Raw genomic sequence first — 20,952 nt, forward strand, 5'->3', positions numbered from 1 at the left:
AGGCGGCCGTCCTTGCCGGTGCCCTTGATCTTGGACGGGTCAAGGCCATGCTCCAGCACCAGGCGGCGGACGGCGGGGGAGAGCGTCAGATTGCCGCCCTCTTCGTCGTCCGATGCGGCAGGGGCCGGGGTCGATGCGGCCGGGGCAGGCGCTGCAGCCTCCGCCTTGGCGGCGGGGGCAGGCGACGCAGCAGGAGCGGCAGCAGCAGCCGCCCCTTCGTTCACATAGGCGAGCAGCGCGCCGACTTCGACGGTGTCGCCTTCCTTGGCGACGACATCGCCCAGCGTGCCGGCGACCGGCGAGGGCACGTCGACCGCGACCTTGTCGGTTTCCAGGCTGACGATGGGCTCGTCGAGCGCGACGGCTTCACCGGGCTTTTTGAGCCACTGGCCCACGGTTGCTTCGGTAACGGATTCGCCCAGTGTTGGGACTTTGACTTCAGTAGCCATGAGCTTGTTCAGCCTTTCTTCTGGCGTCGGATTTCTTCACGGACGCTGTGACCCAGCGCATCGGCGACGAGGGCGCCCTGTTCGGCGACATGGCGTTTGGCGAGTCCCGTTGCGGGCGACGCCGAAGCCTTGCGACCGGCATAGCGGGCGCGCATCGGTGCCTTGCCGACGTCCGCCAGTGCTTCCTCGATATAGGGCTCCACATGGAACCACGCGCCATTATTGCGTGGCTCTTCCTGGCACCAGATCACTTCCTCCAGCTTGGGCATACGTTCCATGCGGATGGCGAGTGCTTCGGTGGGGAAGGGATAGAGTTGTTCGATGCGGACGATCTGGGTGTTCTTGTCCCCGGCCGCATCGCGCGCTTCCATCAGGTCGTAGGCGACCTTGCCCGAACAGAGGACCAGCCGCTTCGTTTCCGCATCGGGTGCCGGATTGCTGTCCGACAGGATGCGCATGAAGTGGGTGTCGCCCTGGAAATCCTCAGCCTTGCTCACCGCCAGCTTGTGCCGCAGCAGCGACTTGGGCGTCATGATGATCAATGGCTTGCGGAAAGGACGCAGCATCTGGCGACGCAGGACGTGGAAATAATTGGCCGGGGTCGTGATGTTGGCGACCTGGATATTGCCTTCGGCGCAGAGCTGAAGGAAGCGTTCCAGACGCGCCGAACTATGTTCGGGGCCCTGTCCTTCATAGCCGTGCGGCAGCAGGCAGACGAGGCCGTTGGCGCGCAGCCACTTGCTTTCCGACGAGGCGATATATTGGTCGAAGATGATCTGCGCACCATTGGCGAAATCGCCGAACTGCGCTTCCCACAGGACCAGGCTCTTGGGATCGGCCAGGGCATAGCCATATTCGAAACCAAGCACGCCATATTCGGACAAGGGGCTATCGAGCACTTCGAACCGGCCATGACGGACGGTGGAGAGCGGGATATATTTCTTTTCCGTATTCTGGTCGACCCAGACCGAGTGACGCTGGCTGAAGGTGCCGCGTCCTGAATCCTGGCCCGACAGGCGCACGCCATAGCCTTCCGACAGGAGCGAGCCGAAGGCCAGCGCCTCACCGGTCGCCCAGTCGAAATTCGCGCCGTTCTTGAACATCTCCGCCTTGGCATCCAGCACGCGCTGGAGCGTTTTGTGGACGGCATGGCCTTCGGGCACGGTGGTCAGCGTCTTGCCCAGGCTTTCCATGAGCTTGGGCGAGATGGCGGATTCGACGCTGCGCCGCGTGGTTTCGGCGTCGGCTGGCTTGTGCAGGCCAGACCAGCGACCGGCGAACCAGTCGGCCTTGTTGGCCTTGTAGCTTTTGGAGGCCTCGAACTCGTCTTCCAAATGGGTGACGAACTCGTCCGTTGCCTTCGCCACGAATTCATCGCCAATGATACCTTCCGCCTTGAGGCGGGTGGCATACACGTCGCTGACCGGCGGATGCTGGCGGATCTTCGCGTACATCAGCGGCTGGGTGAACGAAGGTTCGTCGCCTTCATTATGGCCGAAGCGGCGATAGCACCACATGTCGATCACGATGTCGCGATGAAATTTCTGGCGATATTCGATTGCCAGCTTGCAGGCGAAGGTCACCGCTTCGGGATCGTCACCATTGACGTGCAGGATCGGTGCCTGGACACCCTTCGCCACGTCGGAGGGATAGGGCGAGGATCGCGCGAACTGGGGGCTGGTCGTGAAGCCGACTTGGTTGTTGACGATGAAATGGATGCAGCCGCCGGTATTATAGCCCCCCACGCCGGAGAAGCCGAGGCATTCCCAGACGATGCCCTGACCCGCGAAAGCCGCGTCGCCATGGATCAGCACGGGCAGAACCTGCTCATGCTTGTCCAGATCGTCGCGGAAGGTCTGCTGCGCGCGGACCTTGCCCAATACGACCGGATCGACCGTTTCGAGATGCGAGGGGTTGGGGACGAGCGACATATGGACCTTGATCCCGTCGAACTCGCGGTCGGTGGAGGTGCCCAGATGATATTTCACGTCGCCCGAACCACCGACATCTTCCGGGTTGGCGGTGCCACCGGAAAATTCGTGGAAGATGACACGGAAACCCTTGGCCATCACATTAGCGAGGACGTTCAGGCGGCCGCGATGGGCCATGCCATAGACGATTTCGCGCACGCCCGACTGGCCGCCATATTTGATGACGGCTTCGAGCGCGGGGATCATCGATTCGCCGCCGTCGAGGCCGAAGCGCTTGGTGCCGACATATTTGCGGCCCAGGAATTTCTCATACTGCTCGCCCTGGATGACCTTGGCCAGGATCGCCTTCTTGCCCTCGGGCGTGAAGATGATTTCCTTGTCCTTGCCTTCCATCCGTTCCTGCAGGAAGCGGCGTTCCTCCACATCGGCGATGTGCATATATTCGAGGCCGACATTGCCGCAATAATTGGCGCGCAGGATCGCCACGATCTCGCTGACGCTGGCAAATTGCAGGCCGAGCGTGCCGCCAAGATAGATTTTCTTGTTGAGGTCGGTCAGGCCGTGAAATTCCGGCGTGAGGTCGGCCGGAAGATCGCGATGGGTCAGGCCCAGCGGATCGAGATTGGCAGCCAGGTGACCGCGCACGCGATAGGTGCGGATCAGCATCATCGCGCGGATCGAGTCTTCGGCGGCCTGCGCTATGTCGGCGTCCGACACCGCCTTGCCCGCAGCTTTGGCGGCGGCCTTGACCGCGACCTGCATCTGCGTGGGGTCAAGCGCCCCGGTGAGGTCGTCGGTGTCCGTCAACGGCCAGTTGGAGCGTGCCCAGCTCGGGCCTTGCTCAATCTCAAATTCCTGGTTTTCGTAACCCATATCTCTTGTCCCATCCCAGCCGCGTGCAGTCGCGGAACGGGGGCAACAAACGGCCGGGGTGCAGCCCGGCCGCCTTTGTCAAATGGCCTGATTTAGCCGTTCAGCACTTCGAGCAGGGTCGTGCCCAGCTCCGACGGGCTGGCGGCGACCTTGATACCGGCCGCTTCCATCGCCGAAATCTTGCTTTCCGCGTCACCCTTGCCGCCCGAAACGATCGCACCGGCATGGCCCATGCGACGGCCCGGAGGGGCGGTGCGGCCCGCGATGAAGCCGGCCATCGGCTTCTTGCGGCCACGCTTGGCCTCGTCGATCAGGAACTGGGCGGCCTGTTCTTCCGCGTCGCCGCCGATTTCACCGATCATGATGATCGATTCGGTCGCGTCGTCGGCCAGGAACAGTTCCAGCACGTCGATGAAGTTGGTGCCGTTGACGGGATCGCCACCGATGCCGACGGCCGTGGTCTGGCCCAGGCCCGCGTTCGACGTCTGGAACACGGCTTCATAGGTCAGCGTGCCCGAGCGCGAGACGACGCCGACGCTGCCCGCCTTGAAGATGGAGCCGGGCATGATGCCGATCTTGCATTCATTGGGGGTCAGGACGCCGGGGCAGTTGGGGCCGATGAGGCGCGACTTGCTGCCCGACAGCGCGCGCTTGACGCGCACCATGTCGAGGACGGGGATGCCTTCGGTGATGCAGATGATCAGCGGGATTTCCGCATCGATCGCTTCGAGGATCGAGTCGGCGGCAAATGGTGGCGGCACATAGACCACCGACGCATCGGCACCGGTCTTGGTCTTGGCTTCCAGCACGGTGTCGAACATGGGCAGGCCGATATGGGTCTGGCCACCTTTGCCCGGCGTGACGCCGGCCACCATCTGCGTGCCATAGGCCAGCGCCTGCTCGGTATGGAAAGTGCCGGTGGCACCGGTCATCCCTTGCGTGATGACCTTGGTATTCTTGTTGACGAGAATGCTCATAGACGGCCTCTGTCCTTTAAATTCGCGCCCCGGCGGTAGCCGAGGGCTAGATTAGTTGTGGAACTGGACCCCGGCCTGCGCCGGGGAACAGTTATTCATTTCACCATCATGCCAGCGAAGGATCGATCGCCTTGCAGGCGTCCAGCAGTTCCTTGACCGCGTCGACCGACACCTGGAGGTTGCCCTTGGCTTCCTCGTTCAGTTCGATCTCGATCACCTGCTCGACGCCATCCTTGCCGATGATCACGGGCACGCCGACATAGAGATTGTCGACGCCATATTGGCCGGTCAGGTTGGCGGCGCAGGGCAGCAGGCGCTTCTTGTCGCCGAGATAGGCTTCAGCCATCGCGATCGCGCTGGTGGCGGGCGCATAGAAGGCCGAGCCGGTCTTGAGCAGGGCGACGATTTCGCCGCCACCCGAACGGGTGCGCTGCACGATGGCGTCGATGCGCTCCTGCGTCGAGCGACCCTGCTTGATGAGGTCGGGGACAGGGATGCCGGCGATGGTCGAATATTCGATGACCGGGACCATCGTGTCGCCATGACCGCCGAGCACGAAGCTGGTGACGTCCTTGGCCGACACGCTGAACTCTTCGGCGAGGAAGTGATTGAAGCGCGAGCTGTCGAGGACGCCGGCCATGCCGACGACCTTGTTGTGGGGCAGGCCGGAAAATTCGCGCAGCGCCCACACCATCGCGTCGAGCGGGTTGGTGATGCAGATAACGAAAGCGTCGGGCGCGTTGGCGGCGATGCCTTCGCCCACGGCCTTCATGACCTTGAGGTTGATACCCAGCAGATCGTCGCGGCTCATACCCGGCTTGCGGGCGACACCGGCGGTGACGATGATGACGTCCGCACCGGCGATATCGGCATAATCATTGGAGCCGGTGATCTTGGCGTCGAAGCCTTCGACCGCGGCGCATTGCGACAGGTCGAGCGCCTTGCCCTGGGGGATGCCTTCGACGACGTCGAACAGGACGATGTCGCCAAGGCCCTTCAGAGCGGCGAGATGCGCCAGCGTGCCACCAATATTGCCAGCGCCGATGAGCGCGATCTTCTTACGGGCCATATATCTGTCATCCTCCAAGTCTTGACTACTGGAATTGATGCCTCGCCTACGCCCTTCGACCGGGGGTTTCAACCTGTCAAAGGTGGGAAGTCGGATTTATCTTTGCAATTCATTCGCAGTTGCATTAAAGGCGATTCACACGCTGTCGCTCCCGGCTCCTACCCTGGCCGGAGAGCCTTCCCTGCAGCGCTACCCTGCCGGATGCCTTCCCGACGGAAGGCATCCGGTCTATTTTTCGCATGATTTGGACAAGAAGATTGCGCCGTGATGACGGCGCTGCGCGCTATATCGTGCCGTCGCGAGGCTTATTTCGGGCCGTGGCCGAGCGCGAGATAGTCGTCGGACTGCATTTCCATGAGGCGCGAGACGGTGCGTTCAAATTCGAACGCGCCATCGCCCTGCGGATAGAGCTGCGCCGGTTCCGCATCGGCCGAGGCCAGCAATTTGACCTTATATTCGTAGAGCGAGTCGATCAGCGTGACGAAGCGCGCGGCCTCGTTGCGGTTTTCGGGGCCAAGCACCGGGATGCCGACGATGATGACGCTATGATATTTGCGCGCGATCGCCAGATAGTCGGGCGCACCGCGCGCTTCGGCGCACAGGCGCTTGAACGAGAAGACGGCAACGCCCTTGAGGCTTTTGGGCACATGCAGCGTGCGGCCGCCCTGGACGGGTATGTCTTCGGAAGGAACATGGGCGCGGTCGGACGGCGGATAGTCGGTCAGGCGGAAGAAGGCCGTGCTGAGCGCGGCGGTGGCTTCGTCGCCATTGGGGCAGTGCCATAGCGTCGCATCGCCCAGCCGGTCGCGGCGATAGTCGGTCGGGCCGTTCAATGTCTGCACATCGAGCCTGTCCTTGATCAGGTCGATGAAGGGCAGGAACAACTGGCGGTTGAGCCCATCCTTGTAGAGATCGTCGGGGACGCGGTTCGACGTGGTGACGATGGTCACCCGCTTTTCCAGCAATCCGGTGAACAGCCGCGACATGATCGCGGCGTCGGCCATATTATTGACCACCATCTCGTCAAAGCACAGCAGCCGGGCGTTCTCGGCCAGCGCCTCGACCACCGGGGGGATGGGGTCGCCGGTTTCGGACTTGCGCGCCTCGGCCAGGCGGGCGTGGACGTCCAGCATGAACTCGTGGAAATGGGCGCGGGCCTTGCGCGGGATTTTCACCGTGTCGAAGAACAGGTCCATCAACATGGATTTGCCGCGCCCGACGCCGCCCCACATATAGAGGCCGCGCGGTGGTTCGGGGGCCTTGCGGAGCAGGCGCCACAAGGTCGAGCCGCGTTCGGGCGCGGCTTCCAATTGTTGTTGCAGGGCGTCGAGCCGCACGGCGGCGGCGCGCTGGTCAGGATCGGCGCGCAATTCGCCAGCGGCGATCAGCGCTTCGTAGCGAGCAAGAACACCGGTCATTTTGCGGGCGGCGCCTTGCGAATGGTCGCGGTCGAGGCGGCGACGGGCTCGCCATCTTGCGTCATCAGCAAGCGCAGGAACAGCAGGCGACCGGTTTCGCGCAACAGATCGACCTGCGCCAGCAGCAGCGGGCCGACACGCCCGGCGCCGAGATATTGCATCGACAGGTCGATGGTCACGCCGTGGATCTGATCCTTATGCCCCATCGCCCAGAGCGCGCCGAAATAGGCATGGTCGGCAAAGGCGGCGAGGAAGCCGCCATGAAGCGTGTCGAGTCGGTTGCGATGGCTGGAGCGGGTTTCCAGCGCGACCTCCGCCCGGCCAGGCGAGAGTTCGCGCATATAGCCACGCCCGATCGCCTGCAAAAACGTATCGGGGTGCGGGTCGGACCATGCGATCCAGCCCGCCCATTGCCCGTCCGTCAGTGGCTGACCCCCGGCGACACCATCACTATGCAAGATCAAAGCTGCCGTTCGACCATCATCTTCTTGGTCTCGGCGATCGCCTTGGCCGGCGACAGACCCTTGGGGCAGACATTGGCGCAGTTCATGATGGTGTGGCAGCGATAGAGGCGGAAGGGATCTTCCAGCTCGTCAAGGCGGTCCCCGGTATATTCGTCGCGGCTGTCGGCCAGCCAGCGATAGGCCTGCAGCAGGATCGCCGGACCAAGAAACTTGTCGCTGTTCCACCAATAGGAGGGGCAGCTGGTCGAGCAGCAGGCGCACAGGATGCACTCATAGAGGCCGTCGAGCTTTTCGCGGTCAGCGGGCGACTGCAGCCGCTCCTTGCCCGAAGGCGGGGGCGATACGGTCTTGAGCCAGGGCTGGATCGAGTTGTACTGCGCATAGAAATGCGTGAAATCAGGCACCAGATCCTTGATCACGTCCATATGCGGCAGCGGCGTGATCTTCACGTCCTTGCCCGAACATTCGTCGATCGCGGTGGTGCAAGCGAGGCCGTTCTTGCCGTTCATGTTCATCGAACAGGAACCGCAAATGCCTTCGCGGCAGGAGCGGCGGAAGGTCAGCGAGGTGTCATACTCATTCTTGATCTTGATCAGCGCGTCCAGAACCATCGGCCCGCACTGATCGAGGTCCACCTCGAACGTGTCGTAACGCGGGTTTTGCCCGGAGTCGGGATCATAGCGATAGACTTTGAAGCTGCGCACATTGGTTGCGCCTGCGGGTGCGGGGTGGGTCACACCCTTACCGCTGATCTTGCTGTTCTTGGGCAACGCAAATTCGGCCATCGCTCGTCGAGCCTCTTTCAGAGTGTCGTTCGGTTGCGGCCCGCATACCAAAATATGGGCAAAGGTCCAGCACCTACAAAAGGGAATGCGACGCGCGCCCTTGCAAAAGCCCCTGTATCGCCGCTAGGCGTCCAGCCCGTCTGGAGTGGCTTTCGCGCATGGACATCGCCTTTCTCGCCATTGCCGAAGCGCAGCAGCTTTATCATTGGCTGCCCGCTGCGCTGGAACTGGCGCGGCGTCCGGGGGTGCGGGTGCATGTGTTGTCGCCATCCGACGCGATCCTGGATCTGGTGGCGGGGTATGACCCCGACCGGCGGTTGCGGCCGCTACGGCTGCGGCGCTTTTCGCGCCAAGCCGACTCGCTGTTCCGCCAGCCGTCGCGCATCGCTACCCTGCTGGGCAATTACCGCACGATCACGGCCTTTCCGCTGCTGGTGACGACCGAGATTTCCACCGCCTGGTTGCGGCGGGCGCCGGGCTTTGCATCCCGGCTGGTGCTGATCAAACATGGCGCGGGCGACCGGGAGGGGGGCTATAAGAAGCGCCATGCCGATTTCGACCTGACGCTGGTGGCGGGTGAAAAGGATCGTCGCCGGATGATCGCACGGGGGCTGTGCGCGGCGGAGACGATCGCGGTCGGCGGCTATGCCAAGTTCGAGTTGAAGGCGGCGCGGCAGCGATTCTTCGCCGACGACAAGCCGGTGCTGCTCTATAATCCCCATTTCGACCGCGTCCTGTCTTCCTGGGTGCGGCATGGCCCGGCGATGCTGGCAGCGCTGGAATCGCTCAAGGGGTGGAATGTCATCATCGCGCCGCACACCAAGCTGGCGCAGGCGGTGGCGCCGATCGTCAGTGCCGCGCCGCATATCCGCGTCGACATGGGCAGCCGCCACGCGATCGACATGCGCTATACGATGAGCGCCGACGTCTATCTGGGCGATGTGTCGAGCCAGGTATATGAATTTCTGATCCAGCCGCGGCCGTGCATCTTCCTCAATCTCGACCGGCGTGACGCCAGTAGCGAGGCCTTTGCGCATTGGCGGCTGGGGCAGGTGATCGAGACGCCGGACGTGCTGGCCGACGCGCTGGCGCAGGCGCAGGACTTGCAACCCGGCTTCGTTGCTGCGCAGGAAGCCGCGATGGAGCAATCCATCGACCTGTCGCCGATTCCCGCGTCGCAGCGGCAAGCCGACATCATAATGACCTTCGCGAAAGCGCCTGCATGACTGAGACGATGACCACCGCCCTTGGCCCCATTCGCATGCTGGGGCAGAATGCCACGCCGATCTGGGGCATGACCAACGCCGAACGGAACCGCCGGATGGCGGAAAGCGCGGCGAAGAATGGCAGCGTTCTGGCACCGGGACATGAACTGGTCTTCAACCTCACCTATGCATTCGATCCGCTGTTGCTTCGGTTGGTGCTGGAAACGCCAGGGACGGTCTTTGCCTGGGGCGGCGTGCCGGTCGTGGGACAGGTGCCGCAAGCGTCTGATCCCATGGCGGCGGCGGTTGTTGATCTGTCAGACGGGCGCAAACTTTATAACCGGCAGTTGCGCAAGCTGGAGCAGCCGATGGTGCGCGAACTGACGCCAGCGACCCGGCGCGCGATCGAACGGCACAGCTATTTCGGCGCCTATAAGGGCGTGACCGATGTGCTGACCAAATATCTGTGGCCCGAATTGGCGCTAGTGCTGACGCGGATCGCGGCGCAGCTCAAGATGACGCCCAATATGGTGTCGGTGATCGGGGTGACGCTGTGCCTGATCGCGACCTTCCTGTTTGCGCAAGGGATGTACTGGACCGGCTTCCTGTGCGGCTTCATCTTCATGGTGCTGGATACGGTGGACGGGAAGCTGGCGCGCTGCACCATCACCTCGTCCAAATGGGGCAATGTGATCGACCATGGCGTCGATCTGGTCCATCCGCCCTTTTGGTGGTATTTCTGGGGGACGGGCCTCGCCGCTTGGGGCCTGTCGCTGACGGGGCAGGCGTTCATATTGGTGATGGCGGCGGTGGTCGTCGGCTATGTGCTGCAACGCCTGATCGAAGGGGCGTTCCTCAAGGATTTCGGCATGGACATTCATGTCTGGCGGCGGTTCGACAGCCAGTTCCGGCTGGTGACGGCGCGGCGCAACCCGAATATGGTGATCCTGTTCGTGGCGCTGCTGGTCGGGCGGCCGGATATCGGGCTGGTGGCGCTGGCCTGGTGGACGGTGATTTCGCTGGTGGTGCATGCGGTGCGGCTGGCGCAGGCCTATGGCGTGAAGCGGTCGGGACGGCCGATCGTGAGCTGGATGGATGAGGCGGCGGCATGAACGAGACGATTGTTAAGTTCGGTTGGCCCGCCAGCCTGATCGCCGACTATGAACATTGGGTGGTGCTGCTGCGCCCGGCCCAGCCGACGCTGGGGTCGCTGGTCCTGGCGGCCAAGAGCGAGGCGACCGCGTTCGGGGATTTGCCGGCCGAAGCGCATGCCGAACTCAAGAGCGTGACCGGCGCGATCGAAGCGGCGTTGCGGGCGGCAGTCGGCTATCAGAAGCTCAACTATCTGATGCTGATGATGGTCGATCCGCATGTTCATTTCCACGTCCTGCCCCGCTATGAGGGCGAGCGTAGCGGCGGCGGGATGACGGTGCGCGATGCGGGCTGGCCGGGGCAGCCGGACTTGAGCGCGGCGGTCACGTCCGATGCGGCGCTCCGCGATTGGGTCGCATCCTATTTCGAGGCTGCGCGGCCCTAAGGCGTCAGCCGCCGAAATCGGGCTTTCGCTTGGTGCGGAAGGCCGCCACCCCTTCGGCGAAGTCGGGCAGGGTGAAAGCATCGCGGAACAGCGCCAGCGTCCGTTCGTCATCGTCGGCCTGGCCATCCAGGATGCGGCGGATGATCGCCTTGGACGATCGCACGCTATGTTGGGCATTGGCGGCGATGGTGCGGGCGAGCGTGTCCGCTTCCGCCAGCGGATCGGCGGCGATCTGGTCTATGAGCCGATGGCGAGCGCGGTGTCCGCGTCGTGCAGCGCGCCGGTGAAGAGGATGCGCTTGGCGCGGGCGGGGCCGACGAGATCGACCAGCAATTTGGTGTCGAACAACGAATAGACGATGCCGAGCTTGGCGGGCGTGATGCCCAGCCGCGCAGCGGGCGCGGCAATGCGCAGGTCGCAGGCGATGGCGAGGCCGCAGCCACCGCCGACGCAATCACCATCGATCGCGGCGATCACCGGCTTGTCGGCATGGGCGAGCGCATATTGCGTTGTACGGATCGCTGTCTGGTTCGCAAAGCGCCAGTCGGGGTCGCCGGAACAGGTCGCAAACTCATCGATATCCGCCCCGGCGCAGAACAGGCCTGGCGTGGCCGACGCGAGGATCAGGACGCGGATGGCGTCGTCTGCCATGGCGTCTTGGACGAGGATGGGCAGCATCTCCCACATCGCCTGCGTCATGGCGTTGCGCCGGGCCGGGCGGTCGATCAGCAGCCGGGCGACCGGGCCGTCGCGCTCCAGCCGCAGGGTCATTGCGGCCAGCCTTGGAGCAAAGGCAGCAATTCGTCGAAATGGTGGATGATGGCGTCGGCCTGCAACTCTTCGACCGGGCCGTCGAGGAATCCGAAGCTGACCGCGACGCTGGCGATACCCGCATTGCGTGCGCCCGCTATGTCGTTGATCGTGTCGCCGATGAAGATCGTGCGGCCGCCGCCAGCACGCTCGATCATGGCGTGGATCGGTGCGGGATCGGGCTTGCCGACGCCGACCGTATCGCCGCCGACGATGCTGGCGAAGCGGTGCGACAGGCCAAGCTGATCCATCAGGGGGAGGGCGAAACGCTCCGCCTTGTTGGTGCAGATGGCGAGCGTGACGCCCGCCGCCGTCAGCGCATCCATCGCGTCGAGCAGGCCGGGATATGGGACCGAGTGCCAGCTGAGATTCTGCTGATAATGGTCGAGCAGGACCGGAAGCAGTTGCGCCAGCAAGGCGTCGTCCTGTGCATCCGATGCCGCCAGCGCGCGGTCGAGCATGACCCTGGCCCCCTGGCCGACGAAGGGGCGAATGTCCGCGACGGGGAAGGGGGCGAGGCCGACCGTGCCGATGGCATGGTTGACCGCCGCAGCGAGATCGCCGCTGGTGTCGATCAACGTGCCGTCAAGGTCGAAGCCGACGATATCGAAAGGAATATGGGCCATGGCCGCGCCATGCCGCGTGGGCGGTGGCAAAGGCAAGCCAAACATGGCAGAGCCGCATGATCCAACGCACTTATCAGGACAAAGCCATCGTGACTGCCGCCCGCCCTCTCGCCGTCATCATCCTTGCCGCAGGCCAAGGCACGCGCATGAAATCCGCGCTGCACAAGGTTTTGCACCCGGTCGCCGGGCGGCCGATGCTGCTGCACCTGCTGGCCAGCGTTGCGGCGCTGGAGCCGGAGCGGCAGGTAGTCGTTGTTGGCGCGGGCCGGGAACAGGTGGAGGCGGCTGTGGCGGGCACCGGCGCGGTGATCGCGGTGCAGGACAGGCAGTTGGGCACCGGCCATGCAGTCGCGCAGGCACATGAGGCGCTGGCCGGGTTCGCGGGCGATGTGCTGATCCTGTATGGCGACGTGCCGCTGGTGAGTGCCGCGACGATGCGGGCGATGCTCGACCGGTTGAACCGGGGTGACGATCCGCGCGCGGTGGTGCTGGGCTTCCGCCCCGACGATGCGGCCGCCTATGGCCGGATCATCGCCGACGGGCAGGGCATGATCGGCAAGATGGTCGAATTTAAGGATGCAAGCGAGGCCGAGCGCGCGGTGACCTTGTGCAATAGCGGGCTGATGGCTGTGCGTTCGACCGACCTGTTCGTGCTGCTCGACCAGATCGGCAACGACAATGCCGCTGGCGAATATTATCTGCCCGATATCATCATGCTGCCGGGCGCGCAGAGCGCCGTCATCGAGACGGAAGCGTGGGAAGTGGCGGGGGTCAACAGCCGGGTCGAACTGGCGGGCGTGGAAGCGATGTGGCAGGCGCGCCGCCGGATCGAGGCGATGCGCGAGGGCGTGACGCTGGTAGCCCCCGAAACCGTGTTCTTCGCCCATGACACGGTGCTGGGCCGCGACGTGGTGGTCGAACCGAACGTCGTGTTCGGGTCGGGCGTGACGGTGGCCGACGATGTCGTCATCCATGCCTTTTCCCATCTGGAGGGCGCGCGCATTGAGCGGGGCGCTGCGATCGGTCCCTATGCGCGGCTGCGGCCCGGCGCGGAAATTGGCGTCAAGGCGAAGGTCGGCAACTTCGTCGAGATCAAGAAGGCGCGGCTGGGCGAGGGGGCGAAGGTCAATCACCTGTCCTATATCGGCGATGCGGGCGTGGGCGCGGGCGCCAATATCGGCGCGGGGACGATCACCTGCAATTATGACGGTTTCTTCAAATATCGCACGGAAATTGGCGCGGGGGCGTTCATCGGATCGAACAGTGCATTGGTCGCGCCGGTCAAGATCGGCGACGGCGCAATCGTCGCGGCGGGTAGCGTGGTGACGCAGCCGGTGGGCGATGATGCCTTGTGCCTGGTGCGGCCCGCGCAGGTGAGCAAGCCCGGCTGGGCGGCGGCCTTTCGCGAGCGGATGACGGCGAGGAAGGCGGCGAAGTGAGCTACTTTTCTGGGCTCCTGCTTGCGCACGAGCACGTCGTACTTTGAACATGCGCCGTAAAATTATTTGGACGCTGCTGGCGCTGGTTCTACTTGCGGCCGCCTTTGTCGGTTGGCTCATCCTCAACGCGCGCGCCATGCCGGTGGTGCGGCGCGCGGAGGTGGTGCTGCCCTTTCCCGCCGACGCGCCGCGTCGGGCGATGACGGTCGCCCTGCTGACCGACACGCATTTGTCGGGGCCGGACAATAGCCCGGCGCGGATGGCGCGGATCGTGGCGCAGATCAATGCGCTCAAGCCCGATCTCATCCTGCTGGGTGGCGATTATATCGGCGATGCCAAGGGCGGCGCGACCTATGATGCGCGGGCGAGCATCGCGTCCTTTGCGCAGTTGCGCGCGCCCTGGGCGTGATCGCGGTGCTGGGCAATCATGACAGCCGGAGCCAGAAGAACCAACGCGCGCTGAGCGGCACGGATTGGCAGGCGGCCTTTACGCGCATGGGCATCACCCTATTGCAGGATAGAGCGGTGCGGCGCGGGCCGCTGGCGATCGGCGGATTGCAGGACATCTACACGCGCAAGATCGACCTGCCCGCGACGCTGGCGGCCATGACGCGCCTGGGCGGTGCGCCGGTGGTCCTGTCGCACGGGCCAGACGTCTTTCCGACTTTGCCCGATGCGCCGTCGCTGACGCTGGTGGGGCATACCCATTGCGGGCAGGTGGCGCTGCCCTTTGCCGGGATCGTCTATGTGCCCACGAAATATGGCACCCGCTATGCATGCGGGCTGTATCGCGACGGGGCCAGAACGATGATCGTGGCAGGCGGGGTCGGCACCAGCGGATTGCCTATTCGGATGTTGGCGCCGCCGGATATCTGGCTGATCACCATCCGGCCGAGCTAAGCCGCCTGTTGACATGATATCATGATATGATATCAATCTATCATCATGCGTTTCCTGGCAGATATCCCCGACGAAGACGTCAAATGGCTCGACCAACTCGCGCGCGAGCAGGGCAAGTCGCGCGCGGCCGTGTTGCGGGAGGCGGTTTCGGCCTATCGGCCGCAAACGTCGAAAGATTGGTTGGAGCGTGGCTTTGGCGCGTGGGCGCGGAATGGCGTGTCGATCGATCCCCACGAATATGACCGTGCACGGCGGGCGGAATGGACACGCCCCTGGGACGATGATTATGACGAAGTCCGCGCTGCATCGCCTGAATATTTCACGGAAGAGGATGATAGAGAGCGGGCGCATTATCTGGCGCTGGCGAAAAAGGCGGCCGAGACGCACCAAAAGAGCCGCGCATGAGCGGTTACAGCTTGGACGCCAATATCGTTATTGACGCCCTTTTGAATCATGAACCGGCGCATCGCGAACTTTCCCGCATAGCCGATAGCGGTGCGCGCATGTGGCTCAGCCGCATGGCGTGGATCGAGATATTGTCCAAAGGGAATGAAACGGCCGTGCGTGAGGTGCTGATGTTTTTGGCACAGTTCGGCCTGGACGAAATTGATGACGAGATATCGCACCGAGCGGCCGCGCTTCGCCGTGAACGCGCGAGGCTAAAGTCGCCCGACGCCATCATCCTGGCCACCGCCCAGTTGCGCGGCCGCGTGTTGGTGACCCGCAATATTAAAGATTTTCCGGCAGAGATGCCGGGCATTCGCGTTCCCTATATTCTCTGAAAGGCTCCCCGGCACATGTGCGGCATTATCGGTATCATCGGCAGGGACGACGTGGCGGAGCGGCTGGTCGATGGCCTCAAGCGGCTGGAATATCGCGGCTATGACAGTGCGGGCGTCGCCACGGTCCATGACGGCGCGATCGAGCGGCGGCGCGCGGAAGGGAAACTCGCCAACCTGGTGACCGAATTGCGCGACGAGCCGCTGCCCGGCACCACCGGCATCGCCCATACCCGCTGGGCGACGCATGGGCCGCCGACGACCAGCAACGCGCACCCTCATGCGACGCGCGAAGTGGCGCTGGTCCACAATGGCATTATCGAGAATTTCAAGCCTCTGCGCGCCGAATTGATGGCGCGCGGGCGCATTTTCGACAGCCAGACCGATACCGAAGTGGTCGCGCATCTGGTGAGCGAATTGGTGGAGCAGGGCGTGTCGCCGCGCGATGCCGTTGCGCAGGTTTTGCCGCGCCTGCACGGGGCCTTTGCGCTCGCCATATTGTTCCGCAGCCATCCCGACATGCTGATCGGCGCGCGGCTGGGGTCGCCCCTGGTCGTGGGCTATGGCGATGGCGAGACCTATTTGGGGTCCGATGCGCTGGCGCTGGCGCCGTTGACGCAGCGGATCGCCTATCTGGAAGAGGGCGACTGGGTCGTCATCACGGCTCAAGGCGCGGAGATTTTCGACAAGGATAATCATCCGGTCGAACGGCCAGTTACCTTGTCTGGCGTGTCGGGAGCGATGATCGACAAGGGCAATCATCGCCACTTCATGCAGAAGGAGATTTTCGAGCAGCCGGTGGTCGTCGCCCAGACGCTGCGCGCCTATCTGCGCCGGATGGAGAATGAGGTCGCCATGCCCGACATGGATTTCGACCTGGGCCAGGTGAAGCGCATCACCATCGTCGCTTGCGGCACCAGCTACTATGCCGGGCTGGTTGCCAAATATTGGTTCGAGAAATTTGCCCGCGTGCCGGTCGATATCGATGTGGCGAGCGAGTTCCGCTATCGTGACCCGGTGCTGGAGCCGGGCGGGTTGGCTTTGTTCATCAGCCAGTCGGGCGAGACGGCGGACACGCTGGCGGCGCTGCGCCATGCCAAGGGCGAGGGGCAGATCATCGCGGTGGTGGTCAATGTGCCCACCAGTTCGATGGCGCGCGAGGCCGATCTGTTGCTGCCCACCCATGCCGGGCCGGAGATCGGCGTCGCGTCGACCAAGGCGTTTACCTGCCAGTTGGCGGTGCTGGCGGCGCTGGCGGCCAATCTGGCGCGGGCCAAGGGCAAGTTGACCCCTGAGGAAGAGGCCGAGATCGTTTGGCACCTGTCCGAGGCGCCCGCTGCGCTCAACGAGGCGCTGAGCCGCGACGGGCAGATCGAGGCGATGGCGCATCTGATCGCGCCTGCACGCGACGTATTGTATCTGGGGCGCGGGCCGGATTATCCGATGGCGCTGGAAGGGGCGCTCAAGCTCAAGGAAATCAGCTATATCCATGCCGAAGGCTATGCCGCGGGCGAGATGAAACATGGGCCGATCGCGCTGATCGACGAACTGGTGCCGGTGATCGTCATCGCGCCGAGTGGGCCTTTGTTCGAAAAGACCGTCAGCAACATGCAGGAAGTGCAGGCGCGCGGCGGCAAGGTGGTGCTGATTTCCGACGCGGAAGGCATTGCGCTGGCGGGCGAAGGTTGCATGGCGACGATCGAGATGCCCAAGGTGCATCCGCTGATCGCGCCGCTCGTCTATGCGGTGCCGGTGCAGTTGCTGGCCTATCATGTCGCGGTCGCCAAGGGCACCGATGTCGATCAGCCCCGCAACCTCGCCAAGTCGGTGACGGTGGAGTGAGCGAGGATATGTTCGCGTCGCCGGTCATCCCCGGCCCGGACATTTTGACCGTCAGCTTCGACCATTGGGAAGGGCCGCTCGACCTGTTGCTGACGCTGGCGCGGGGGCAGAAGGTCGATCTGCGCGAGATTTCGATCCTGGCGCTGACCGAACAATATCTCGATTTCATCGAGGGCGCGCGACAATTGAAGCTGGAATTGGCGGCCGATTATCTGGTGATGGCGGCGTGGCTCGCCTATCTGAAATCCTCGCTGCTGCTGCCCCGGCAGGAGCAGCCCGATCCCAGTCCCGAAGAAATGGCGCTGCGGCTGCAATTGCGGCTGCAGCGCCTGAATGCGATGCGCGATGCTGCCGCGCGGCTGATGGCGCGGGACCGGATCGGGCGCGACGTGTTCGTGCGGCGCAAGCCCGAAGGGCTGCGGCTGGTGCGCAAGACGCAGTGGCGCGCCAGCCTCTATGACCTCATTCAGACCTATGGCCAGATTCGCGCGCGCACGCGGCCGGTCGTTCACACCATTGCGCGGCGACCGGTGATGACGCTGGACGAAGCGATCCAGCGCGTCGGCGCGCTGGTCGGCACGGCGATCGACTGGACGCGGCTGGAGTCGTTCCTGCCGGAGGATATGGACGGCCCCAAGGCGAAGTCGGCGCTGGCGAGCAGTTTTGTCGCGGCGCTGGAACTGGCGCGGCAAGGGCGGGTGGAATTGCAGCAGGACGGCATTTTCCAGCCACTCTATCTGCGCGCTGCGGCACCGGAGGCAGGGGCATGACCATGAGCATGAATGAAGAGCCCGACGATTTCCGGCGCGCGGTGGAAGCGGCGCTGTTCGTGGCGGAAGCGCCGATGACGCCTGCGGACCTCAAGCTGCATGTCGGCGAGGGCGACCTGTCGGCGGCGCTGGCGCGACTGGCTGACGATTATGCCGGGCGCGGCGTCAATCTGGTCGAACGGGGCGGGCGCTGGCATTTCCAGACCGCGCCGGACCTCGCACATATCCTGCGCCGGGAGAAGGACGAGCCGCGCAAATTGTCGCGCGCGGCGATGGAGACGCTGGCGATCATCGCCTATCATGAGCCGGTCAGCCGCGCCGAGATCGAAGCGATTCGGGGGGTGCAGGTGGCCAAGGGGACGCTCGACGTGCTAATGGAGGCGGGCTGGGTCCGACCCGCCGGTCGGCGTGAAGTGCCGGGCCGTCCGCTCATCTATGCGACGACCGTAGACTTCTTGTCACATTTCGGGCTTAGCAGCCGCCGTGACCTGCCGGGTGTGGACGATCTGCGCGCGGCCGGGCTGCTCGATCCGGTGGATTTGGCGCTGGAGGGTCTGGGCGGCCAATCCGTTCTGGAAACTGACGATGATGTGGCCTAGATAGGTCTGCTTGCTGGAGTATTGAAAATGGGTTCCTTTTCGCTGATGCACTGGGTCATTGTACTCCTGGTCGTCATGCTGCTGTTCGGTGGCGGTCGGATTTCCGGCCTGATGGGTGACGTCGCCAAGGGTATCAAAAGCTTCAAGAAGGGCATGGCTGACGATGATGACGCCACGCCGACCAAGCCTGCCAGCCGTATCGAGGGGCATCGCGTGTCCGAACAGGATGCGAGCGTGACCACGGAAGACAAGACCAAGGTCTGATTCGCACAATCCGGTAGACCAGTCCCATGTTCGGCATCGATTCCACCGAGTTTCTGGTGATCGTGATCATTGCGGTGATCGTGATCGGGCCAAAGGACTTGCCGCGCGCGCTCTACAAGGTGGGGCAGTTGATCGGCAAGGCGCAGGGCATGGCCCGGCATTTCCGCACCGGGCTCGACGCGATGGTGCGCGAAGTCGAACTGGAAGAACTGGAAAAGAAATGGGCCGACCAGAATAAGCGGATCATGGCCGAGCATCCGCCCGAAAGCGCCGCGCCCGCGATGGAAGCGCTGGACGCGCCCGTGGCCGCTGATGAGCATCCGCCCTATGTCGCGCAGTCGGCCGTGCCTGCGCCAGTGGAGGTTCCGCCCTTTGTCGCTCAATCTGCGCCTGTTGACGCTGCGCCCGCCGCTGCCCCCGATGGCCCGCCCTATGTCGCCGAAGCCGCCGTCGTGCCCAAGGGAGACGCGGCGGCATGATCGGCGATATTGACGAGAGCAAGGCCCCCTTGCTCGACCATTTGATCGAACTGCGCGGTCGGCTGCTCAAATGCGTCTATGCGTTGCTCTGACCGGGGCACTATGCTTCTATTTCTCGGAGCAACTGTTCGCGATCCTCGTCCATCCGCTCAAGGAAGCGTTCGGCGATGGCGGCGGCAAGCTCGTTTATACCAAGCTGTACGAAGCCTTTTTCGTACAGGTGAAGATCGCCTTTTTCGGGGCTTTCTGCCTGTCCTTCCCGATCATCGCCAACCAGCTCTGGGCCTTTGTCGCGCCGGGTCTCTATGCCAAGGAAAAGAAGGCGCTGTTGCCCTTCATCCTCGCGACGCCCTTTCTGTTCGGGATGGGTGCGAGCCTCGCCTATTTTGTCGTGATGCCGACAGCGTTTCATTTCTTCCTGGAGTTTCAGGGGAATAGCAGCGGCTTGCAGGTCGAAGCGCTGCCGAGCGCGGACGCCTATCTGGGGCTGGTGATGCAGTTCATCCTGGCGTTCGGGATCAGTTTCCTGATGCCGGTGCTGTTGATGCTGCTCAATCGCGCCGGGTTTGTGAGCCGGGCGCAGCTCATCGGCCTGCGCCGCTACATGATCGTGGCGGCCTTCATCGTCGCGGCCGTGCTGACGCCGCCCGATGTCGTGTCGCAGCTGATGCTCGCGATCCCGCTGCTGCTGCTCTATGAAGTGACCATCATCGCCATCTGGTTTACCGACCGGCGCAAGGCCAAGGTCGAAGACAGCGAAGAAGTCGCCGCCTGACATAAAAAAAGAGGCCTGCCCCTGGGGGCAGACCTCATTAATGCCTGGGAGGCAATTCAGCAGATCGTAACGGTCAGTTGGCCGAACGTTCGACGGCTTCGCCTGCGCTCTGGACATCCTTGCCCGCGCCTTCGACCGTGTTGCAGGCGGCGACCATCAGCGAACCGGTGAGCAGCAGGGCTGCGAAAATCTTCTTCGTCATAGACCGTCTCCTTGAGAAACTCTGCAACCGGATGGCGTACGCCATGCCGGTGACGCAGATCAAAACCCGCCGACAGCCAAAGCGTTCCGGCCGCGAAAAATTTAGCAATTTCAGATGAAAAACACCCCGGAAAAGGTTGAGCCCGGAATGCGTCGGGGGGGGAGGCATTCCGGGCTCATATTTATGGACAGCAAGAGCGGGGGGCAAAAGATTTGCTGTCCGGAATATAGAACCCTCAAAGCCGAAATCTGGTTCCCGCCACCGGTCGAAAATTCCTGCTTTTTATCGTGCGTTTTTTCAATGACTTTGATGGTGAACCGAAAGCTAGGGCAAAAAAACATCGCTGCCTTGGCAGAAAGTCAGATCAGTGGGCGGCCGCTATTGCGATATTCCGGGCGGATCGTCGATTCCGGCAGGCTGTCATCGCCCTTTGACGCAGGTGGCGTCCAGCCAATAGCTGGTGCGGCCTTCGCCGCTACGGGAGCCGTGTAGGCCGGGGCCAGCAATTCGACCGGGGCGACCGGACGGGTAGGCCAGACGCGGCGCGCGGGGCCGGACTGGGTTTCCCGGCCAAGATAGACCGCGCGGAACGCGGCAGGCGTGCCGTTGAAGCCGGGATTGCGGTAGAAGATATGCGCGCCGATGACCGCCACGGCATGCAGGCGGGACGACCAGTCGGGGCGGACGGCGAGCGTATGATAATGGGTGGCGAGGCCGACCGGCGCATAGACGGTGCCGCCTAGCGCCGCCTGCGCGACC

General features: G+C 63.6%; 20 protein-coding genes and 4 pseudogenes. 13 read left to right on the forward strand and 11 right to left on the reverse strand.

What is annotated here, in order from left to right:
* The 7 genes from BF95_RS21315 to BF95_RS21345 all read right to left on the reverse strand — a co-directional run.
* Positions 1-449: biotin/lipoyl-containing protein (locus tag BF95_RS21315; protein WP_043154212.1), on the reverse strand; the 449-nt coding region annotated here is incomplete at its 3' end.
* Positions 450-457: 8 nt separating this feature from the next.
* The gene (locus BF95_RS21320; protein ID WP_043154214.1) at positions 458-3,253 is read right to left on the reverse strand and encodes a 2-oxoglutarate dehydrogenase E1 component; all 2,796 of its coding nucleotides are present in this window, start codon (positions 3,251-3,253) and stop codon (positions 458-460) included.
* A 92-nt stretch (positions 3,254-3,345) separates the two neighbouring features.
* Complete coding sequence (gene sucD / locus BF95_RS21325) at positions 3,346-4,230, reverse strand: succinate--CoA ligase subunit alpha (protein ID WP_043154216.1); 885 nt, start codon at positions 4,228-4,230, stop codon at positions 3,346-3,348.
* A gap of 106 nt (positions 4,231-4,336) precedes the next feature.
* Positions 4,337-5,299: a malate dehydrogenase gene (mdh, locus tag BF95_RS21330; RefSeq protein ID WP_043154217.1), complete on the reverse strand. Its 963-nt coding sequence runs from the start codon at positions 5,297-5,299 to the stop codon at positions 4,337-4,339.
* A 305-nt stretch (positions 5,300-5,604) separates the two neighbouring features.
* Complete coding sequence (zapE, locus tag BF95_RS21335; protein WP_043154219.1) at positions 5,605-6,717, reverse strand: cell division protein ZapE; 1,113 nt, start codon at positions 6,715-6,717, stop codon at positions 5,605-5,607.
* Positions 6,714-7,175, reverse strand: a complete 462-nt coding sequence (locus BF95_RS21340) for a PaaI family thioesterase (RefSeq protein ID WP_043154246.1) — start codon at positions 7,173-7,175, stop codon at positions 6,714-6,716. The genes zapE and BF95_RS21340 overlap by 4 nt, the downstream gene beginning before the upstream one ends.
* Positions 7,176-7,177: 2 nt before the next feature.
* Positions 7,178-7,966, reverse strand: a complete 789-nt coding sequence (locus BF95_RS21345; protein ID WP_043154221.1) for a succinate dehydrogenase iron-sulfur subunit — start codon at positions 7,964-7,966, stop codon at positions 7,178-7,180.
* Between the two features lie 158 nt (positions 7,967-8,124).
* Here BF95_RS21345 and BF95_RS21350 point away from each other — a divergent pair, with 158 nt between their 5' ends.
* From BF95_RS21350 to BF95_RS21360, 3 genes are read left to right on the forward strand one after another with little or no spacing between them, the layout of a single operon-like run.
* A complete protein-coding gene (locus BF95_RS21350; RefSeq protein WP_043154222.1) occupies positions 8,125-9,192 on the forward strand; it encodes a glycosyl transferase in 1,068 nt (355 codons plus the stop codon).
* On the forward strand, positions 9,189-10,283 hold the full coding sequence (locus tag BF95_RS21355; protein WP_043154224.1) for a CDP-alcohol phosphatidyltransferase family protein: 1,095 nt from the start codon (positions 9,189-9,191) through the stop codon (positions 10,281-10,283). The genes BF95_RS21350 and BF95_RS21355 overlap by 4 nt, the downstream gene beginning before the upstream one ends.
* Positions 10,280-10,708, forward strand: coding sequence for an HIT family protein (locus BF95_RS21360; protein ID WP_043154226.1), 429 nt, complete (start codon positions 10,280-10,282; stop codon positions 10,706-10,708). Before BF95_RS21355 ends, BF95_RS21360 begins: the two co-directional genes overlap by 4 nt.
* A gap of 4 nt (positions 10,709-10,712) precedes the next feature.
* Here BF95_RS21360 and BF95_RS21365 read toward each other — a convergent pair.
* Together BF95_RS21365 and BF95_RS21370 are read right to left on the reverse strand one after the other, a co-directional pair.
* A pseudogene (locus tag BF95_RS21365) lies at positions 10,713-11,479 on the reverse strand (enoyl-CoA hydratase/isomerase family protein).
* The gene (locus BF95_RS21370) at positions 11,476-12,144 is read right to left on the reverse strand and encodes an HAD family hydrolase (protein WP_200867034.1); all 669 of its coding nucleotides are present in this window, start codon (positions 12,142-12,144) and stop codon (positions 11,476-11,478) included. Before BF95_RS21370 ends, BF95_RS21365 begins: the two are co-directional and overlap by 4 nt.
* 146 nt (positions 12,145-12,290) lie before the next feature.
* Here BF95_RS21370 and glmU point away from each other — a divergent pair, with 146 nt between their 5' ends.
* The 10 genes and pseudogenes from glmU (at position 12,291) to tatC (ending at position 19,991) form a co-directional block, all read left to right on the forward strand.
* On the forward strand, positions 12,291-13,583 hold the full coding sequence (glmU, locus tag BF95_RS21375) for a bifunctional UDP-N-acetylglucosamine diphosphorylase/glucosamine-1-phosphate N-acetyltransferase GlmU (RefSeq protein WP_327195498.1): 1,293 nt from the start codon (positions 12,291-12,293) through the stop codon (positions 13,581-13,583).
* Positions 13,584-13,632: 49 nt separating this feature from the next.
* Positions 13,633-14,483 (forward strand): annotated as a pseudogene (locus tag BF95_RS21380) (metallophosphoesterase).
* Positions 14,484-14,528: 45 nt separating this feature from the next.
* Positions 14,529-14,888, forward strand: coding sequence for a ribbon-helix-helix domain-containing protein (locus BF95_RS21385; protein ID WP_081764253.1), 360 nt, complete (start codon positions 14,529-14,531; stop codon positions 14,886-14,888).
* Positions 14,885-15,265, forward strand: a complete 381-nt coding sequence (locus tag BF95_RS21390; RefSeq protein WP_043154233.1) for a PIN domain-containing protein — start codon at positions 14,885-14,887, stop codon at positions 15,263-15,265. The genes BF95_RS21385 and BF95_RS21390 overlap by 4 nt, the downstream gene beginning before the upstream one ends.
* A gap of 15 nt (positions 15,266-15,280) precedes the next feature.
* A complete protein-coding gene (gene glmS / locus BF95_RS21395; protein WP_043154235.1) occupies positions 15,281-17,104 on the forward strand; it encodes a glutamine--fructose-6-phosphate transaminase (isomerizing) in 1,824 nt (607 codons plus the stop codon).
* Positions 17,105-17,112: 8 nt separating this feature from the next.
* A complete protein-coding gene (locus BF95_RS21400) occupies positions 17,113-17,874 on the forward strand; it encodes a segregation and condensation protein A (protein ID WP_043154251.1) in 762 nt (253 codons plus the stop codon).
* 8 nt (positions 17,875-17,882) lie between these two features.
* On the forward strand, positions 17,883-18,473 hold the full coding sequence (scpB, locus tag BF95_RS21405; RefSeq protein ID WP_043154253.1) for an SMC-Scp complex subunit ScpB: 591 nt from the start codon (positions 17,883-17,885) through the stop codon (positions 18,471-18,473).
* A 27-nt stretch (positions 18,474-18,500) separates the two neighbouring features.
* Complete coding sequence (locus BF95_RS21410) at positions 18,501-18,737, forward strand: twin-arginine translocase TatA/TatE family subunit (protein ID WP_043154237.1); 237 nt, start codon at positions 18,501-18,503, stop codon at positions 18,735-18,737.
* 26 nt (positions 18,738-18,763) lie between these two features.
* Entirely contained in the window at positions 18,764-19,216 is a 453-nt protein-coding gene (gene tatB / locus BF95_RS21415) for a Sec-independent protein translocase protein TatB (RefSeq protein WP_043154239.1), read from the forward strand.
* Positions 19,213-19,991 (forward strand): annotated as a pseudogene (gene tatC / locus BF95_RS21420) (twin-arginine translocase subunit TatC). Before tatB ends, tatC begins: the two are co-directional and overlap by 4 nt.
* A 73-nt stretch (positions 19,992-20,064) precedes the next feature.
* Here tatC and BF95_RS21425 read toward each other — a convergent pair.
* Both BF95_RS21425 and BF95_RS21430 read right to left on the reverse strand, forming a co-directional pair.
* Positions 20,065-20,193, reverse strand: a complete 129-nt coding sequence (locus BF95_RS21425) for an entericidin A/B family lipoprotein (RefSeq protein WP_043154241.1) — start codon at positions 20,191-20,193, stop codon at positions 20,065-20,067.
* A 359-nt stretch (positions 20,194-20,552) separates the two neighbouring features.
* Positions 20,553-20,952, reverse strand: a pseudogene (locus BF95_RS21430) (cell wall hydrolase); the annotation flags it as partial.

The sequence above is a fragment of the Sphingobium sp. Ant17 genome, from assembly GCF_000588875.1.
Classification (GTDB): Bacteria; Pseudomonadota; Alphaproteobacteria; order Sphingomonadales; family Sphingomonadaceae; genus Sphingobium.

Bases quoted from the DNA above. Each gene is read 5' to 3' on its own strand.
- BF95_RS21320 (WP_043154214.1), bottom strand. From the start codon at position 3,253: ATGGGTTACGAAAACCAGGAATTTGAGATTGAGCAAGGCCCGAGCTGG.
- sucD (WP_043154216.1), bottom strand. From the start codon at position 4,230: ATGAGCATTCTCGTCAACAAGAATACCAAGGTCATCACGCAAGGGATG.
- mdh (WP_043154217.1), bottom strand. From the start codon at position 5,299: ATGGCCCGTAAGAAGATCGCGCTCATCGGCGCTGGCAATATTGGTGGC.
- zapE (WP_043154219.1), bottom strand. From the start codon at position 6,717: ATGACCGGTGTTCTTGCTCGCTACGAAGCGCTGATCGCCGCTGGCGAA.
- BF95_RS21345 (WP_043154221.1), bottom strand. From the start codon at position 7,966: ATGGCCGAATTTGCGTTGCCCAAGAACAGCAAGATCAGCGGTAAGGGT.
- BF95_RS21350 (WP_043154222.1), top strand. From the start codon at position 8,125: ATGGACATCGCCTTTCTCGCCATTGCCGAAGCGCAGCAGCTTTATCAT.
- BF95_RS21355 (WP_043154224.1), top strand. From the start codon at position 9,189: ATGACTGAGACGATGACCACCGCCCTTGGCCCCATTCGCATGCTGGGG.
- BF95_RS21360 (WP_043154226.1), top strand. From the start codon at position 10,280: ATGAACGAGACGATTGTTAAGTTCGGTTGGCCCGCCAGCCTGATCGCC.
- BF95_RS21370 (WP_200867034.1), bottom strand. From the start codon at position 12,144: ATGGCCCATATTCCTTTCGATATCGTCGGCTTCGACCTTGACGGCACG.
- glmU (WP_327195498.1), top strand. From the start codon at position 12,291: ATGAAATCCGCGCTGCACAAGGTTTTGCACCCGGTCGCCGGGCGGCCG.
- BF95_RS21385 (WP_081764253.1), top strand. From the start codon at position 14,529: ATGCGTTTCCTGGCAGATATCCCCGACGAAGACGTCAAATGGCTCGAC.
- BF95_RS21390 (WP_043154233.1), top strand. From the start codon at position 14,885: ATGAGCGGTTACAGCTTGGACGCCAATATCGTTATTGACGCCCTTTTG.
- glmS (WP_043154235.1), top strand. From the start codon at position 15,281: ATGTGCGGCATTATCGGTATCATCGGCAGGGACGACGTGGCGGAGCGG.
- BF95_RS21400 (WP_043154251.1), top strand. From the start codon at position 17,113: ATGTTCGCGTCGCCGGTCATCCCCGGCCCGGACATTTTGACCGTCAGC.
- scpB (WP_043154253.1), top strand. From the start codon at position 17,883: ATGAATGAAGAGCCCGACGATTTCCGGCGCGCGGTGGAAGCGGCGCTG.
- BF95_RS21410 (WP_043154237.1), top strand. From the start codon at position 18,501: ATGGGTTCCTTTTCGCTGATGCACTGGGTCATTGTACTCCTGGTCGTC.
- tatB (WP_043154239.1), top strand. From the start codon at position 18,764: ATGTTCGGCATCGATTCCACCGAGTTTCTGGTGATCGTGATCATTGCG.
- BF95_RS21425 (WP_043154241.1), bottom strand. From the start codon at position 20,193: ATGACGAAGAAGATTTTCGCAGCCCTGCTGCTCACCGGTTCGCTGATG.